Annotated in this window: 13 protein-coding genes; 5 read left to right on the top strand and 8 right to left on the bottom strand. The window is 54.0% G+C overall.

Translation table 11 applies throughout. The annotated features are described in order from the left end of the window. Positions 1–34: 34 nt before the first annotated feature. From HCG48_RS13835 to HCG48_RS26495, 3 genes are all read right to left on the bottom strand, one after another. Entirely contained in the window at positions 35–3,493 is a 3,459-nt protein-coding gene (locus tag HCG48_RS13835) for a S8 family serine peptidase (protein WP_168569681.1), read from the bottom strand. 123 nt (positions 3,494–3,616) lie between these two features. Next, positions 3,617–3,829, bottom strand: a complete 213-nt coding sequence (locus HCG48_RS13830) for a hypothetical protein (protein ID WP_168569680.1) — start codon at positions 3,827–3,829, stop codon at positions 3,617–3,619. A 206-nt stretch (positions 3,830–4,035) separates the two neighbouring features. Next, positions 4,036–4,167, bottom strand: a complete 132-nt coding sequence (locus HCG48_RS26495) for a hypothetical protein (protein WP_281362001.1) — start codon at positions 4,165–4,167, stop codon at positions 4,036–4,038. Positions 4,168–4,888: 721 nt separating this feature from the next. On the opposite strand from HCG48_RS26495, the gene HCG48_RS13825 reads away from it, so the two are divergent. Continuing rightward, the gene (locus tag HCG48_RS13825; RefSeq protein ID WP_168569679.1) at positions 4,889–5,392 is read left to right on the top strand and encodes a hypothetical protein; all 504 of its coding nucleotides are present in this window, start codon (positions 4,889–4,891) and stop codon (positions 5,390–5,392) included. A 65-nt stretch (positions 5,393–5,457) separates the two neighbouring features. Here HCG48_RS13825 and murD read toward each other — a convergent pair whose 3' ends face one another. The 3 genes from murD to HCG48_RS13810 all read right to left on the bottom strand — a co-directional run bounded on the left by murD (position 5,458) and on the right by HCG48_RS13810 (position 10,339). After that, positions 5,458–6,828: a UDP-N-acetylmuramoyl-L-alanine--D-glutamate ligase gene (gene murD, locus HCG48_RS13820; RefSeq protein ID WP_168569678.1), complete on the bottom strand. Its 1,371-nt coding sequence runs from the start codon at positions 6,826–6,828 to the stop codon at positions 5,458–5,460. 178 nt (positions 6,829–7,006) lie between these two features. Continuing rightward, positions 7,007–9,160: a glycine--tRNA ligase subunit beta gene (gene glyS, locus HCG48_RS13815; protein ID WP_168569677.1), complete on the bottom strand. Its 2,154-nt coding sequence runs from the start codon at positions 9,158–9,160 to the stop codon at positions 7,007–7,009. Between the two features lie 273 nt (positions 9,161–9,433). Further along, complete coding sequence (locus tag HCG48_RS13810; RefSeq protein WP_168569676.1) at positions 9,434–10,339, bottom strand: tetratricopeptide repeat protein; 906 nt, start codon at positions 10,337–10,339, stop codon at positions 9,434–9,436. 464 nt (positions 10,340–10,803) lie between these two features. Here HCG48_RS13810 and HCG48_RS13805 point away from each other — a divergent pair, with 464 nt between their 5' ends. Further along, positions 10,804–12,885, top strand: coding sequence for an elongation factor G (locus tag HCG48_RS13805; RefSeq protein ID WP_168569675.1), 2,082 nt, complete (start codon positions 10,804–10,806; stop codon positions 12,883–12,885). Positions 12,886–13,082: 197 nt separating this feature from the next. On the opposite strand, the gene gatC is transcribed toward HCG48_RS13805, so the two are convergent. Then, positions 13,083–13,373: an Asp-tRNA(Asn)/Glu-tRNA(Gln) amidotransferase subunit GatC gene (gene gatC, locus HCG48_RS13800; protein WP_168569674.1), complete on the bottom strand. Its 291-nt coding sequence runs from the start codon at positions 13,371–13,373 to the stop codon at positions 13,083–13,085. Between the two features lie 124 nt (positions 13,374–13,497). Then, on the bottom strand, positions 13,498–14,019 hold the full coding sequence (locus tag HCG48_RS13795; protein WP_168569673.1) for a photosystem I assembly protein Ycf3: 522 nt from the start codon (positions 14,017–14,019) through the stop codon (positions 13,498–13,500). Positions 14,020–14,046: 27 nt separating this feature from the next. Between HCG48_RS13795 and HCG48_RS13790 the strand changes: the two genes are divergently transcribed. The 3 genes from HCG48_RS13790 to HCG48_RS13780 all read left to right on the top strand — a co-directional run bounded on the left by HCG48_RS13790 (position 14,047) and on the right by HCG48_RS13780 (position 14,945). Then, positions 14,047–14,295: a hypothetical protein gene (locus HCG48_RS13790; protein ID WP_168567318.1), complete on the top strand. Its 249-nt coding sequence runs from the start codon at positions 14,047–14,049 to the stop codon at positions 14,293–14,295. A 4-nt stretch (positions 14,296–14,299) separates the two neighbouring features. Further along, the gene (locus tag HCG48_RS13785) at positions 14,300–14,473 is read left to right on the top strand and encodes a hypothetical protein (RefSeq protein WP_445974470.1); all 174 of its coding nucleotides are present in this window, start codon (positions 14,300–14,302) and stop codon (positions 14,471–14,473) included. 109 nt (positions 14,474–14,582) lie between these two features. Further along, positions 14,583–14,945 carry a hypothetical protein gene (locus HCG48_RS13780; RefSeq protein ID WP_168569671.1) on the top strand — a complete coding sequence of 121 codons (363 nt, stop codon included), beginning with the start codon at positions 14,583–14,585 and terminating at the stop codon, positions 14,943–14,945. Positions 14,946–14,989: the final 44 nt, after the last annotated feature.

Raw genomic sequence — 14,989 nt, 5'->3', positions numbered from 1 at the left:
GGAACGACATCGAGGGGAACCATGGCGGACGCAATTATAAGAAACTCTCAAAACTGCCCGTTTCAATAATTCCATTCGGATCTGCCGTTGCAGTTATCAACTGCTCGACTTGAACCGGAGTTAAATTGGGATTGGCACTGAGAATCAACGCCGCCACCCCAGCGACCACCGGAGACGCCATCGAAGTGCCTTCCCAAAAGGCAAAATTACTGGTGGTCAACGAAGAATAAACGTCTACCCCCGGTGCAACGACATAATCGCGTAAATCCGTATTGGCGCGGGTGCTGAAATCGGCGATCGCGCGATCGCGGTCCACTGCACCGACGGCGAGTCCGTATTCCGTCGCCAAATCCGCCGGATACTTCGGTCCGCTAAAGCGTTTGCCCCCGGAAAAGCGACTCAACCCGTCATTTCCCGACGACATCACCACCACCACGCCGCGATCGTTCGCATACCTAAGGGCCTCTTGCAACGACGGAATCGGCGCCGACCCGCCCAAACTCAAATTAATCACCTGCGCCCCATTATCCACCGCGTAACGGATACCCGCCGCGACACTGTCTACCCCCCCGACCAACGGATCGATCGCCCGAACCGCCATCACCCGAGCATTCGGTGCGATTCCCGTCATTCCCACCCCGTTATTTTCCCCGGCGATAATTCCCGCCACGTGGGAGGCGTGACCTTCCAACGGATTCAAGTCGCGCACTTCGTTATTCCCCTCGAAGAAGTTCCATCCCCGGACATCGTCAACAAAGCCGTTCCCGTCGTCGTCAACGCCATTTCCGGGGATTTCATCCTCATTAATCCATAAATTATCGTCGAGGTCCGGATGGGTATAATCGATCGCCCCGTCGATGACCGCCACGGTCACCCCTCGACCCGTATAACCCCGTTCCCACGCCGCCGTAGCCCCGACCAAATCCACGGCCCAGCCACTGGTTCCTAACTTCGGTCCGGGGGTAAACGGTTCGCTGGCGATCGCCGCCGCCACCGCCGCCGCCGCATTCGGGATCCCGTAGCCGAAACTGCGGCTGTAACGTTGGGGAACGAGGCTCAATTCGTAATAACTTTGTTCCGCCGCCGACGGAGTGACCGCCAGGTGATAAGTGCCCGGTCCGAGGTTGTCAAAATGAATTTCTTCCGGAGTCGTGGCGCCTTCCACTCCCCGGGCCACCACTTCGTCCGCTTCGACGATTCCGTCGGCGTTGCGGTCGTGAATCAACTGGACGTCGGCGTTGGCGCCGAGGCGATCGAGAAAAATACTCAGATCGCGCGGCGTATCGATTTGAAAGTGGTAGAAATCGGCGGGATTGTCCAGACCGATGCGACCGCTTTGACGGATCGGGCGATCGAGTAAACCTAAATCGGTCGCTTCCGGTAAATTGTCCCCGGCGGGATTGAGATCCACCTCTACGGGTTGGCCCTCCAGCCATAAGTTATACGAGGTTTCTTTCTGTGCTTGGGCGAGGCGCACGAAATAGGTTCCCGGGGCTAAAATGCGGTTAATCTGGTCTTGGTAGGCTCCGGATGCTTCCGATCCATCCACGATCTCGTCCGGATCGACTTGTCCGTTGTAATTGCGATCGCGGATCAAATATAAGTGAGCATTTCCCGTCATGTCGTACAAATAGAGGCCGACATCGCGGAAAGAATCGAGGGTAAATTGATAGTAATCTTCGCGATCGCCCTGTCCGAGAAAGTCATTTTTAATTTGAATTTCTTCCGTTAACACGCCGACATCGTGGGCGTTGGCGAGTTGATTTCCGGCGCCGTCGGCGGGGGGATCGACCTCGGAACTTTCCACGGTCAGGAAATACGGGGTATCGCCGCGAACTTGGGCCACGCCGATGTAATACGTGCCCTCACTCAGGAGGCGATCGATTTGTGGGGTCGGGGTTTCGGTGGGGGAAGGATAGACGACAAATTCCTGAAAGTCGAAGCCGCCGTCGTTGTTGATATCGTGAATCAGAATTAAATTGGCACTTTGGGCGAGGCGATCGAGTTTGATGCTGACCTGGCGCAGTTCGCCGACATCAAGCTGGTAAAAATCGTAAGGATTGACTTCGCCGATAAAGTCCGCGTGTTCGTGGCGATCGCGCAACCGTCCGATCGCCCCAAACCCCACAGGAAAGATGTTTCCAGCCCCACCATTGGGAACCCCAGTGGGAATCGATTCGAGATGCAACCGATATCCCGTCTCTTCCGAGAGGGTCGAAACGCCGATAAAATAGCGTCCCGCTTGTAAATTCGTTCCTTGAATCGCACTCGGAAACGGATCGGTCTCGTCGGCGGGTCGCAGGGAATCGAAAAATTCTTGGGCGTCGATTTCCCCATCCCCATTAAAATCGACGGGGACGCGCTGGGTATCGGCTTGGGTGGGGACGATCTCGCCGTTATCGAGTACGCCGTTATTATTGCCGTCTCGATACAGATTCAGATTGACTTTCCCCGCTAACCCTTCGAGGCGGACGCGCAAATCTCGCGGGGAGTCGAGGAAGAAGCTGTAAAAGTCTTGCGGGTCGTCGCGACCGATAAAACCGTCGATCGCGTCCGGTCGGACTAGGTTACCGAAGTCGAAGGCGGTGGCTAAGGTATTTCCGCCTAAATCCGGTCGGCTGAGAATTTGGGCCGGAGTGGCGCTAACTTTGAGTTGGTAGGCGGTGGGGGTGTCGTTTTGGCTGACTTTGACGAAGTAGTTCCCCGGGGCCATGGCGTAGCGATCGATCTGGGATAAAGGCGCGCTTTCGGCGAGGATGGCGGTTTCGGCTTCGGCTTCGTCGAGAAAACCGTTACCATCGCGATCGCGGATGAGGGAGAGTTTCGCGGCGGCGCGATCGCCTTCGACGCTGATGCTGAGATCGCTAAAGGTGTCGATGCTAAATTTATAATAATCTTCGTTATCGATCGCGTCGAGTTCGGGCCGCACTGCCGGGTCTGCGCCGACGAGGCGGGAACCGACCAGTCCGCCGAGATCGCCGGGTAAATAGGGGCGACCTTCCCACAATCCGTTGGCGAATAAATGGTTGAAGGCTGCTTTCGGGTCGCCGCCCAGGGTTGAGTTTAAATCGGGATTGGCCGATACATAAAAGTTTAGATCTAAAAATTGAGAAAATTGGCGATTTTCCGCGATCGCCCGCTTTTGTAAATGATCGAATAAGTTTTCGCGATCGTCGCCGAACGCTGCCGCCAAATCGGGGTTTTTACGGGCGTAAAAGTCGAGATCGACAATGGCGGAAAAGGTTCGCCCTTCTTCAATGCCGTATTTTTTTAAATGTTCGTACAGTTCCCGATTGTCCAATCCGGCGCGTACTAAATCCCGATTGGCTTGTCGGTAAATATCGAGATCGACGAACGGTGAAAAGGAACGTCCTTCTCTCAATCCGGCATTTTTGAAGTGATCGAAGAGTTTTTGCGGGGTATTCAATCCCGCATTGGCTAAGTCTGGATTGAAGGCAAGATAGTAGCTGGCATCGAATAATTCTACAGACATCGATCCGATTCCCCGAGGCGTTTGGCATGGCTTCTTTGACTCTTATTCAAATGGGGGGTTCCGAGGCGATCGCTCGTTTCACGGAGTGGGGAATCGGGAGGGGGTCGAGGGGAAGGAGGGAGATTAGAGTTGGCGTTGGAGCGATCGATCGTACTCTTTGACGGTCAACCAACCGCGACGAATGGCATACAGGAGGCGATTGACCAGCATTTCGTCTTCTAGGTTAAGAGAACAGGCGAGGAGTAGGTTTCTTAGTTGTTGACGTTCGAGGCTGGTAATTCTACCCTCATGCCAAGCTTGAGCAAAAATTTCGGTCAGGTTGTCGTCGGTGAGCATAGTAGGAAATTCTCGGTGGAGGTTACGTTGCAGTGAACATCTCCCCCAGTGTGAACGGTTTGGACTAAAACCTCGGTGATTTCAGTGTTTTTGCGGTGGTGATATTGGTCGCGATTCGGATCGGATCTCGATCTGGCTTCGGTGGCGATCGCTTCGGGCCTGCCGAGGCGATCGAAATCACAAATTGGTGTGATAAGATACAATGCCTAGGGCGATCCAGATCGCAGCTCAAACCGGATCCGTCCTTGGCTTTTGGTGGCGTCGAAGGCGGCGCGCGATCGCCATTGATTTGAGGTTGGCGCTTCAGTTATCGCCTCACTCGATGGATTAAAGCTCATCGGTTATTGTGGACGATCTTCTATTTTGTTTCTTGGTAAAAATGGGTCGTTATTGAGTGACCCTAACTTTCAAATTTGGCGATCGCTCCCGGTTTAAAATTGGTGGAAATCCCCAAACAAAAGATCGGTTAATTGGGGCGATCGCGCGATCGAAGTTGAGGGCGACGATCGGGATCGATTCACGGATAATTAAAACCGATTTATTGAGCAGAGATAAAATTTTTCATTCCCAGGAGCAAAACCGAAAAGATTCTCTTATTTCTGCCCCCTACCCCATCGCGACCGGGTAGGGAAACAGGGGATCGCCGTGGCGAGTTCGGGCGATCCCCTCGCCAACGATCCCCAGGGGCGAATGGGGTTCAAGTTGCTCTATTCCTTTTACCGCAAGGGTTTTCCAGTTTCAAGGGATCGGCGATCGACCCAAAGATTTAAGTTTGCCGCCCTACAATTCCCCGGGAGAACGGCGATCTCCCGGGGCGCTGAGGTCGGCAGTGATGGCGAATCGAAACCCCACGCCGAGATCGAATTTCCCTCTAGGGATAGATTGTTTTCAACAAAAAAATCGATACATTTTTCTTATCTTTAAAATTTTTTTAAAGGTCGGTATTGAGAGCAACAAAACCCCCAAATTTAAAGTGGTTGTGCTATAAAAAATAAAGGCAGCTCAGTTGACCGATTTTGAGGCTACTCAATCCCTCTCTAGATGGGGACTCTTATAAAGATGCATAAAGACGAATTTCATCGAGAACTGAGTAAATGTAGGTCGTTTATCGGATTTACGATTTGCATTGCGATCGCTAATTTTGTCTCCTCCGTGGCACCGGGGAGTTCGTCCCTCCTCGAACAAACCCTACAGTGGACCACGGGGACTCAGAGCGCGAGATCGGCTGGGGTGGAGGCGATCGGGTCGAGTCCTCGCTTGACGAACCCCCGCGATCGCTCCGTAACCCCCGTTCGAGACGATTTAGGGGCGTCGATTTCCGAATATGACAAAACCCGGGGGGGAGTCTGTCCGTCCTCTAGGGAAGCCAACGGCGCCGCGACCCGTTCTGACTTTTGGACGTGGATGGAAACGACCGATATCGAACAGTGGAATTTGTACGAACATCAGTTATTGGGCGTCGGGCCGTTCGACCCGCAGCTAGAGCGCTCCGATGCAGAGAACGCCAGCGATGCAGAGCCTTTGAACGCTCACCCGTGTAAAGAGCATTTAGCCCGACGCTAATCGGGGCGCAGCCGGGGGAAGGGAAATACGAAGCGCAACACCCACCCCCGACCGAGGAGATCGCCTCAAGCCAACAGATTCAGACAGAGTTGACGGAAGTGATGCCCGCGCTCTTCAAAATTTTGATAGCGATCGAAACTGGCACAAGCCGGAGACAGCAAGACCACCCGCGCCTCGACTTCAGGAGCCAACTGAGCGGCCCGAGAGACCGCCCGTTCCATGGTCTCGACAATTTCGTAGCGAGAATTGCCGACCTGTTCGAGACGGCGGGCGAATGCTTCCGCCGCGTCGCCGATCAGTAAAACCGAGGCGACTTTTGCCTCGATCGCCTTCAGCCAGCCCGTATCGTCTCCCGCTTTGGCTTCTCCCCCGGCAATTAAAATCGCCGGGGCGTCCACCGAATTCAAGCCGACTTCCGCCGCATCGTAATTGGTCGCCTTACTGTCGTTGATAAACTCGATACCGTTCCAGGTGCAGATTCGTTCCAGGCGGTGGGGAACGCCGGGAAACTCCGTCACCCCGCGCGCGATCGCCCCTTCGTCCAACCCCGCCAAGCGGGCGACCGCCACCGCCATCAGCAAGTTTTGCAAATTGTGATTTCCAGGCATCCGCAGACGGTTGACTTCCACCACGGGTTCGCCGAGGGCGATCGCCCAACCGTCCTCAATATAAACTCCCTTTTGCGGGTCGCCGAGTAAATTACTTTTTCCTTGAATACTTGTCCAACAGGCATCGGGCCAGCGATCCGGTGCCGTTTTGCGTAAATACGGATCGTCGCCGTTAAGCACCTGAAACTGCGATTTTTCCAATAACGACGCTTTAATCTCGTAATAGCGATCTAACGACCCGTGACGGCTGAGGTGATCCGGGGTAAACGTCGTCCATACCCCGATACGCGGGGCTACGCCCGCCGAAGACTCGATCTGATAGCTGCTGATTTCCGCGATCGTCCAGTCCAGTGGGGGACTACCCTCCTTAGATCGAGCGTCGCTCAACGCCAACTCGCACGCCGCATAACCGATATTCCCACAGGCGGGAGCGTGGAGACCCGCCGCCTTGAAAATCGCCGCAATCAGCGCCGTCGTCGTTGTTTTCCCGTTCGTTCCCGTAATCGCCACCCAGGGAACTCGGTTCAAATGACGCCACGCCAATTCCATTTCGCCGATCGTTTCGATGCCGAGCGATCGCGCCTCCACCAAGGGCGGACAATCCCAGGGAACCCCCGGACTGACCACGACCAAATCCAAACCGGGAGACGGATCGAATCCCTCTCCCAGTCTGACGTCAATCCCTTCCGCGATTAACTGCTGCTGTTGCTGCTGTAGGGTTGGGTTGCAGTTGCGATCGCTCAAGATCGCCTGCCAACCTTCCCGGTTTAACAGTTGGGCCGCCGCCGCGCCGGATTTTCCGAAACCAATGACATGAGCTTTTGGCATAGATCGTATGTGTGTGAGGATTTCCCTGAGAAAACCACCCGAGCGCGATCCTCCACGGGATAGCCCGGGTTGGAGCAATCCTTATGTTACCGCTTCGCCGTTAGCCAAGCGACGCCGGAGACGTTAAATTCTGGACGAGCGGGCGCGACCGATACGGGACTCCCCGGGGCTACGCCCGTCAACTTTTGACGATCGGGCCGAAATCGGCGAGAACGCGGGCGTGATTGCGTAACAACGCGATTAAATTCAAACGGTTGCGCCGGATATCCGGATCGGGATCCATCACCAAGACGCTATCTTCACCGTCGAAGAAATTCGTCACCACTGGAGTAATTTCGGCGATCGCCGCCACTAACTCCCCATAATTGCGACCGTCGCGCGCCGCTTTCGTCTTCGGCAATAACTCGCTCAACGCTTGGTAAAATCCCCGTTCCGAGGACTTTTGGAATAACTCCGGTTTCACCACCGCCTCCGGGTCGAGAGTGGCGGTATCCAAATCCCCCTGTTTCGCCAGACGCGCCGAACGATTCACCGTTTCGTAAATCTTCTCCAGGGTGCCGTCGCGGCGAATCCCCTGCAAGAATAAGGCGCGATCGCGCACGTCGAGCAAATCCGTCAGCGCCCGTTCCGCATATTCCGGGTCGTCTTCGAGCAGAATCGCATTGACCAAATCGTAATCGACGGCGCACTCTTCTTGTAACAAGGTCGCGATCCGTTGCAGGAAAAAGTCCTCCAACTGTTTTAAAAGCCGATCCGCCGTCGTTTCCGGACGGTCTGCGGCAAATTTAGCGGCGATCGCCTGCAGCAATTGCGCTAAATTCAGCGTTAATCCCGCTTCCCAGGTAATATTAACCACCGCGTTCGCGGCCCGGCGCAAGGCAAACGGATCCGAAGACCCGGACGGTAACATCCCCAAACTGAAAATCCCGCCGAGGGTGTCGAGGCGGTCCGCAATTCCCACCACTTGTCCCGCTAAGGTTTGCGGGAGGCGATCGCCCGCCCCCCGAGGCAGGTAATGCTCGAAAACTGCCCGCGCCACGTTCTCCGGTTCGCCACAAGCGCGCGCGTATTTTTCCCCCATCACCCCTTGCAATTCGGGGAACTCGTAAACCATCTGGCTGACTAGATCGGCTTTACACAGCAACGCCGCCCGTTCGATCTCGGCGCGATCGCCCCCTTCGATTCCCAGTTGGTCGGCGATCGCTGCGGCGATCTCGACGATGCGATCGACTTTCTGGCGTAACGATCCTAAATCTTCTTGGAACGTCACCGCTTCCAACTGCGGTAAAAAACTCTCTAACGGTTTGGCGACATCCGCCTTGTAGAAAAACTCCCCGTCCGCCAGTCGCGCCCGAATGACCCGAGCATTCCCTTCGGCGATCGTCTGCGACTTTTGCGGGTCGCCGTTGGAAACGGTGACGAAGTAGGGCAGCAGTTCGCCACTACTCCCGTCTCCTTTCAATACCGGAAAATAGCGCTGGTGCTTGACCATCACTGTCGTAATCACTTCCGGGGGCAAAATTAAAAATTCTTCGTCGAACTGACCGACGACGGCGGTGGGCCATTCGACTAAGTTGGTCACTTCTTGCAGCAACTCGCCCGCAATTTGAGCCGTTCCTCCCACTTTTTCGGCGGCGGCGTGTACTTGAGCTTCGATGGCGCCCCGGCGGGCGTCGCCATCGACTTCGATATAGCCCGATCGCAAGCAGTCGAGATAATCTTTCGCTTCGGCAATTTCGATCGCCGACGGATGTAAAACCCGGTGACCCGCACTGTGACGCCCACTCGTGAGGGTTTCCGATTCGTTGGGAATTTCGATCTTCAAGACGTCGCGATCGAGTAAAGCGACGATCCAGCGCACGGGTCGCGAAAAGCGGATCTCGCCGTCTCCCCACCGCATAAACCGTTTCCCGTCTAATTGGGTCAGCCATTGGGGGGCGAGTTCTTGCAAAATTTCGGCGGTGGGCCGTCCGCTTATTTTTTGGTTGACAAAGACGAATTCCCCTTTATCGGTTTCGCGAATTTCTAATTGACTCAGTTCGCACCCTTGTTTTTTGGCAAAACCTTGAGCCGCTTTGGTCGGTTTTCCGTCTTTAAAGGCGATCGCGGCGGGGGGACCTTTGATTTCTTGTTCGCGATCCGGTTGTTTGTCTGCTAACCCCTCGATAACGACGGCGAGACGTCTGGGGGTTCCGTAGACGCGAATGGCGTCGCCGTGCAGAAACTGTTCGTCTAACTGTTCGGGAATGAGCGATCGCCACTGGGCGATCGCTCCATCGATAAAATCAGCAGGTAATTCTTCTGTACCAATTTCAAATAAAAAGGTAGCCATATCGCACGCTAAATCGAGTAGGGACAGACAAAAAGAGCGTCACCTCTAAGCTAGAGGTACACTCGCTTCAGTCTACAGACAAACATTAGAGCAGTTTACCCCGTAGAATCCCCGTGCGTATAGCCTACGGCATGGCTTCGCTAGCACGCCGGGGAGTATGTCAACACTCCAGGGTTTGGAAACCAAACCCTGGAGCTAGATTTTTGTATATTTTCTCGATCGACAGTCTCTTGGGCAGTTTTCGCAGCATTCCCCAGTCCTTCAATCTACGATCTAAAATCCTTCCCCATTCACCGCCCGTTGCAATAACTGCTGTGCATTCATCGCCCGTTGGGCTTCGCCGCGATCGCCGTACAAGTCGCGGGCGTATTCGAGTACCCGCCGGGCTTCGCCAAAATTACGCTGCTGTAAGAAGACTAAACCCGCGCCGTAATAGGCATTGGGATAGTTGGGATCGGCTTGCGCCGACTGTCGGAAGGCTTCTAAGGCGCCGTCTAAATCTCCTTGATGGTAGAAGATATAGCCGAGGTGATAGTGTGCTTCGGCGTAATTGGGTTTGAGGGCGATCGCCTCTTGTAAAGCGGTTTGGGCTTGGGAGAATTGTCCCGTTTCGAGATAAACCAAGCCTAAGTGATAGGAGGGTTCCGGGGCGTTGTCGGTATGTTGGATCGCGTTTTGAAAGGCGACGATCGCCTCGTTGGACAAGCCTTGTTCCACCAACACCAACCCGAGGTTGTAGTGAGCTAATCCGAGGTTCGGATCGAGGGCGATCGCCCGTTCTAAATAGGTTCTGGCTTGTTGGTAATTATTCCCTTCGAGTAAGGCGGCTCCTAAGTTGCCGTAGGCGAGGGCGAATTTCGGATCGGCTTGGATCGCCCGGTAAAAGGCATCGGCGGCGGCTTGTAACTGTCCATTTTGTCGCAAGGCCAGTCCGAGGTTGTAGTGACCGACCGCGAAAGAACTGTCAATTTCGGTGGCTCGTTGGAAGGCGGCGATCGCCGCGTCTAAATTCCCCGCTTGAATTTGCTCTAAACCCCGATTGACGGCGGCGACGGCAGCTTCTTGTTGCGATTCGGCTCGCGCGCTTTCTCCGACGGGCGCCCCGGCGACGAGGGCGATCGCGGCGATCGTGGCCAGCCAATATCGGATCCGGTGTGGTTGGTATCCCCCTAATTTCATGCTTGTTCCCCTTCGACCCGTCCATCGGTTTGCAGATCTATCTCGGATCTAAACTAACCTGTCCTTCCGAATTGGCGTGCGATCGCGACCCGGGCTACCCGTTGAAAACGGCGCCCTTTTGCTCCCTCCACTCTCCTCGATCGGCCTTGCACGACACTCTTCTCCAAGGGGCGGGCGATCGCGTCTATTTTACAAAAATTTTGAATTTATTACATTTTTTAACTTTTACAAAACTTGATTTAAACTTGTTAAAAAAGCAGGGAATTTTAACTTTCATCCGAAAAGAATACGGTAACCTAGAGAACATAGAGAGAAACGCCTACGGCGTCGCTGCGCTAACAGCAAAGCCATTCCGATCGAGTAGACAATTACTGGATTTTTGAAACGAAAACCCCTAGCAGAAATTCGATCCATTCCCCCAAGATTTTTACGATTTTTTAAGGTTTGATGCCAAGGAGAGAAACATGAAAGGCAGAGTACCATCCGGCGTCCGTAATGTTGCCATTGTCGGCCCCTATTTAAGTGGGAAAACCACCTTACTCGAAAGCCTACTTTGTATTACGGGTGCCACCAGCCGTAAAGGAAGCATAAAAGACCGCAATACAGTCGGCGATAGTTCTCCCGAAGCTCGCGATCGCCAGATGAGCGTCGAAGTCTCGGCGGCGAGTACGGAATACAGCGACATTCACTTCACCTTTCTCGACTGTCCCGGTTCGGTAGAATTCGCCCAAGAAACCTATAACGCCTTAATGGGAGCGGGAACGGCGATCGTCGTTTGCGAACCCGAAATCGCCCGAGTTTTAACCCTCGCCCCTTTATTTAAGTTTTTAGACGATTGGGAAATTCCCCACCTAGTTTTTATCAACAAAATGGATCGGGCGAAAGACAGTTTTATGGACGTACTGCACGCCCTCAAAAACGTTTCGAGTCGTCCTTTAGTTCCCCATCAATATCCCATTCGTAAGGGGTCGGATTTAATCGGTTTTATCGATCTAGTCACCGAGCAAGCTTTTCACTACCATGCCGGAGCCGCCGCCGATCCGGTGCCGATGCCCGAAGATCTCAAAGTTGAAGAGCACTTCGCGCGCCAAGAAATGCTCGAAGAACTGGCCAACTTTGACGACCACTTACTCGAAGAACTCTTAGAAGAAATCGAACCGTCTCAAGAAGAAATTGTTAAGGATCTGAAAATGGAACTCGGGGCCGATTTAATCGTTCCCGTGTTTTTGGGGATTGCCGAGCAAGACTACGGCGCGCGCCCGCTTTTAGAAGCCCTGGTGCGCGAGGCGCCCGAACCGTCTTTGACTGCCGAACGGCGGGGTATCAAGCTGCACAAAACCGGGGAACCCCTCGCCCAAGCGATCAAAACCTACTACACCCCCCAAGGCGGGAAATTATCCTTGGTGCGGGTTTGGCAGGGAGAAATTACCGATGGAATGTCCCTCAATGGGGTTCGCATCGGCGGGATTTACCGGATGATGGGACAACAAACCGAGAGCTTGCAACGGGCCGGAGCGGGGGAAGTGGTGGCTCTGGCGCGCATGGAAGGGATTTTGACCGGAGATACCCTGAGTACGGGGGATGGCAAGCTCAAATCGGAGTTGCCGAAAGCGGAACAACTGGCTCCGGTTTACGCGCTGGCGATCGCCCCGGAAAAACGCAGCGACGAAGTGAAAATCAGCGCGGCCCTGTCCAAGTTGATGGAAGAAGACCCCTCCCTCGCGTGGGAACAACACGGGGATACCCACGAGATTATTCTCTGGGGACAAGGGGACATTCACTTGCAAGTGGCCCTCGATCGCCTGCGTCGCAAGTACAACTTGCCGATGAATACCCACCTCCCTCGGATTCAGTACAAAGAAACGATCCGCAAACCTGTCGCTAAAATTCACGGACGTTACAAACACCAAAGCGGCGGTCACGGTCAGTATGGCGATGTTTATATCGATATCGCTCCCTTACCGCGCGGCGAAGGCTTTAATTTCAGCGAAACGATTGTCGGCGGCGTCATTCCCAAACAATACATCCCCGGGGTGGAAATGGGAGTGCGCGAATCCCTCGAAGAAGGCCCCCTCGGCTTCCCGGTGGTCGATGTCGCCGTAGTCTTGCGCGATGGCTCCTATCACTCGGTGGATAGTTCGGAACAGGCGTTCAAAATGGCCGCCCGCAGTGCCATGCAAGAGGGGATGGGGAAATGCGAGCCGATCTTGCTCGAACCGATCGCCTCGGTGGAAATTTGGGCGCCGAGCGATTTTACCTCGAACATGATGCAGTTGATTAGCGGACGTCGCGGTCAGATTTTGGGATACGAACCGATGGCGGACTGGAAAGGGTGGGATAAGATGTCGGCGTATATCCCGCAAGCGGAAATGCAGGATTTGATCGTGGAGTTGCGATCGCTGACGATGGGGGTCGGCTTCTTCCAATGGAAGTACGATCGCCTGCAAGAAGTTCCCGATAAAATTAGCGAGCGAGTGTTGTCGATGTTGTCCGACAGTAGCAGTGGCAACACCAAGAGCAACGGGAATGGCAACGGCAAACGTTAACCCCTCGTAAAAAGAGAAAATCGGCCAATGTGAACCCTTTCACAATTTGGGGCTTGAATTGGCCGATTTTTTAGGAATTAGATGAGTTAATTGTGACGGAGTCCCGCTCTCGCTGCAAGCATACGATCCGGGCTTTTCTCACCTGCTGCATTTATGACGAACTGTGGTTCCAAAGCGCAGAATTTGAGGGTTTTATACTAATTTTCATTGAGAATTTTCGGCACTTTAAAAAAGTCATCTTCGCGGTCGGGAGCGCTTTTGAGAATTGCCTCGCGATCGCCGAAAACTTGGAGTTCGTCGGGGCGAGTGACGTTACTCACGTCGATCGCCCGACTCGTCGGCTTGACATTTTCCGTATCTAATTCGCTCAACTGTTCAAAATATTCGAGAATATCGCCCAGTTGGCTGGTAAAGGCGATTTCTTCTTCTTCACTCAGTTCTAAGCAAGCCAAACGAGCAACTTTACGAACTTGTTCGCGGTCTAGCATATCTAAATCAAGGATAAAAAACGACAGAAGGGAAAGGCGATCGAGTTAACATGAAAACCCAAGAAAGATGAAAGGAACCGGGGAGCGGCGATCGCCTTCCACCGCCAACCCCCATGGCACGAATTTAGAAAAAGACATCCATTTTAGAACGACCCGTGGTTTTGAGCCAGTTTTGAGCCTCGATATAGTTATTGGGAGCCAAGCGAATCGCTTGTTTCCAATAATCTGCCGCTCGATCGAAATGACCCTCGGCTTCTTCTAAGTTGCCTTCAGTTTTGGCCTTTTCCCCGCGATAGTGGTGAATGACGGCGATATTATTGAGGGCTTGAGGCATCCGAGCGTTGAGTTCGAGGGCTTGGTGGTAATATCCCAAAGCGCGATCGTGTTCGCCGTTACTGGTATGAATTAAGCCGATATTGTAGAGAATGTAACTGCGATCGTAAGGGTCTTGTTCGAGTTCGAGGGCTTCGTGATAGTTTTCTAAGGCTTCGGCGTATTCGCCATCGGCTTGAGCCGCCATCCCATCGCGATAGTAAGCAAATGCTTCTTTCGAGGCTTGGTTGGTCGGTAGGATTTTGAGAATGATATCGGCGACAACCGTAAAGGTTTTATCGATAAAGTTGTCGTTACGTTGAGTTCTCGGCATAAGGCGTTAGGGCTTTAAGATAGCTAGATGGAAGTTCGCCAGGGGGAAGAGTCGGCGTCTCTGATTTATTGTAGAGAGTCTTCGCCCATCCTGGAAGCGATCGCCGCTCGATTGGCACTCGAATGGTTGCCGACTAACCTGCCACCCAAACTGACCCGTTCTCGGTGGCGGCGATCGGGTGGGGTCTTGCCCTTTGCGCGCGAACTTAGCTATTGTTTTATGATTGCCCGTGTATTGGATTACCTTGAGAACAACCAGCAATCGCCTGGAGGCTGAGTTGATGGAACAAGTCCTAGCCGCCCACGATATCCCGACGCGAATTATCGATTTGGGATTAGGTTCTTATTTGGGCGCGGGTTCTCCGGCAGCGTTGCAGGTGCGATCGTGCGATCGCCTGACGGCATTGCTGTTGCTCAGTCCGGTAGAGGAGGACCCCGGTGATTCCCTTGAATGAGGTGGGGGCTTTGGGGTCATCCCAAGATCCGACGGCGGAGGTTCGAGGGTCGTCGAGACCCTGTTGTTTGCTTGCAGGCGTAGCTACGCTCGCTGCTACAAATCATGAGATGGTAACACGACTTCCGATTTGGCAAGGCGATCGCCCCGAGGCCGTACTCGTCGTTAATGGTTGGGCGATCGCCTGTCCCTCGCGCCCCTTGCTGACGAGGGCAAAACGGATCTCTGGCGCGTTTGGGGGATGCGGGCGTCGCCAGTGCGTCTCCAAAGGAGAATCGCCGTTCGCTGCGCCGCCGGGGGAATGGAGACGAGGGGTTGGTGGCGAGGGGAATGGGAAAACTAGAGCGGTCAACTTGATGGCGCCGTTCGCGAAGCGTCTCCCCAGGAGATTCGCCTCAGAAAAAATTAAGATTTGGCTCGGACTGCTCCACCCGCGACAGAGCAGGTCTGGGACGGTTGAAGGGAAGGAATAAAGCGGGCGTCGCTAGTGCGTGGACCGAGGGAAATTGCCAACGGG

The sequence above is a fragment of the Oxynema aestuarii AP17 genome, assembly GCF_012295525.1.
GTDB classification, from domain to species: Bacteria; Cyanobacteriota; Cyanobacteriia; order Cyanobacteriales; family Laspinemataceae; genus Oxynema; species Oxynema aestuarii.
The sequence above is the reverse complement of the archived record's forward strand: the minus strand, read 5'-3'. Positions and strand labels throughout refer to the sequence as shown.

Coding starts and splice junctions, on each gene's coding strand:
- HCG48_RS13835 (WP_168569681.1), bottom strand. CDS start 3,493: ATGTCTGTAGAATTATTCGATGCCAGCTACTATCTTGCCTTCAATCCA.
- HCG48_RS13830 (WP_168569680.1), bottom strand. CDS start 3,829: ATGCTCACCGACGACAACCTGACCGAAATTTTTGCTCAAGCTTGGCAT.
- HCG48_RS26495 (WP_281362001.1), bottom strand. CDS start 4,167: ATGAGCTTTAATCCATCGAGTGAGGCGATAACTGAAGCGCCAACCTCA.
- HCG48_RS13825 (WP_168569679.1), top strand. CDS start 4,889: ATGCATAAAGACGAATTTCATCGAGAACTGAGTAAATGTAGGTCGTTT.
- murD (WP_168569678.1), bottom strand. CDS start 6,828: ATGCCAAAAGCTCATGTCATTGGTTTCGGAAAATCCGGCGCGGCGGCG.
- glyS (WP_168569677.1), bottom strand. CDS start 9,160: ATGGCTACCTTTTTATTTGAAATTGGTACAGAAGAATTACCTGCTGAT.
- HCG48_RS13810 (WP_168569676.1), bottom strand. CDS start 10,339: ATGAAATTAGGGGGATACCAACCACACCGGATCCGATATTGGCTGGCC.
- HCG48_RS13805 (WP_168569675.1), top strand. CDS start 10,804: ATGAAAGGCAGAGTACCATCCGGCGTCCGTAATGTTGCCATTGTCGGC.
- gatC (WP_168569674.1), bottom strand. CDS start 13,373: ATGCTAGACCGCGAACAAGTTCGTAAAGTTGCTCGTTTGGCTTGCTTA.
- HCG48_RS13795 (WP_168569673.1), bottom strand. CDS start 14,019: ATGCCGAGAACTCAACGTAACGACAACTTTATCGATAAAACCTTTACG.
- HCG48_RS13790 (WP_168567318.1), top strand. CDS start 14,047: ATGGAAGTTCGCCAGGGGGAAGAGTCGGCGTCTCTGATTTATTGTAGA.
- HCG48_RS13785 (WP_445974470.1), top strand. CDS start 14,300: ATGGAACAAGTCCTAGCCGCCCACGATATCCCGACGCGAATTATCGAT.
- HCG48_RS13780 (WP_168569671.1), top strand. CDS start 14,583: ATGGTAACACGACTTCCGATTTGGCAAGGCGATCGCCCCGAGGCCGTA.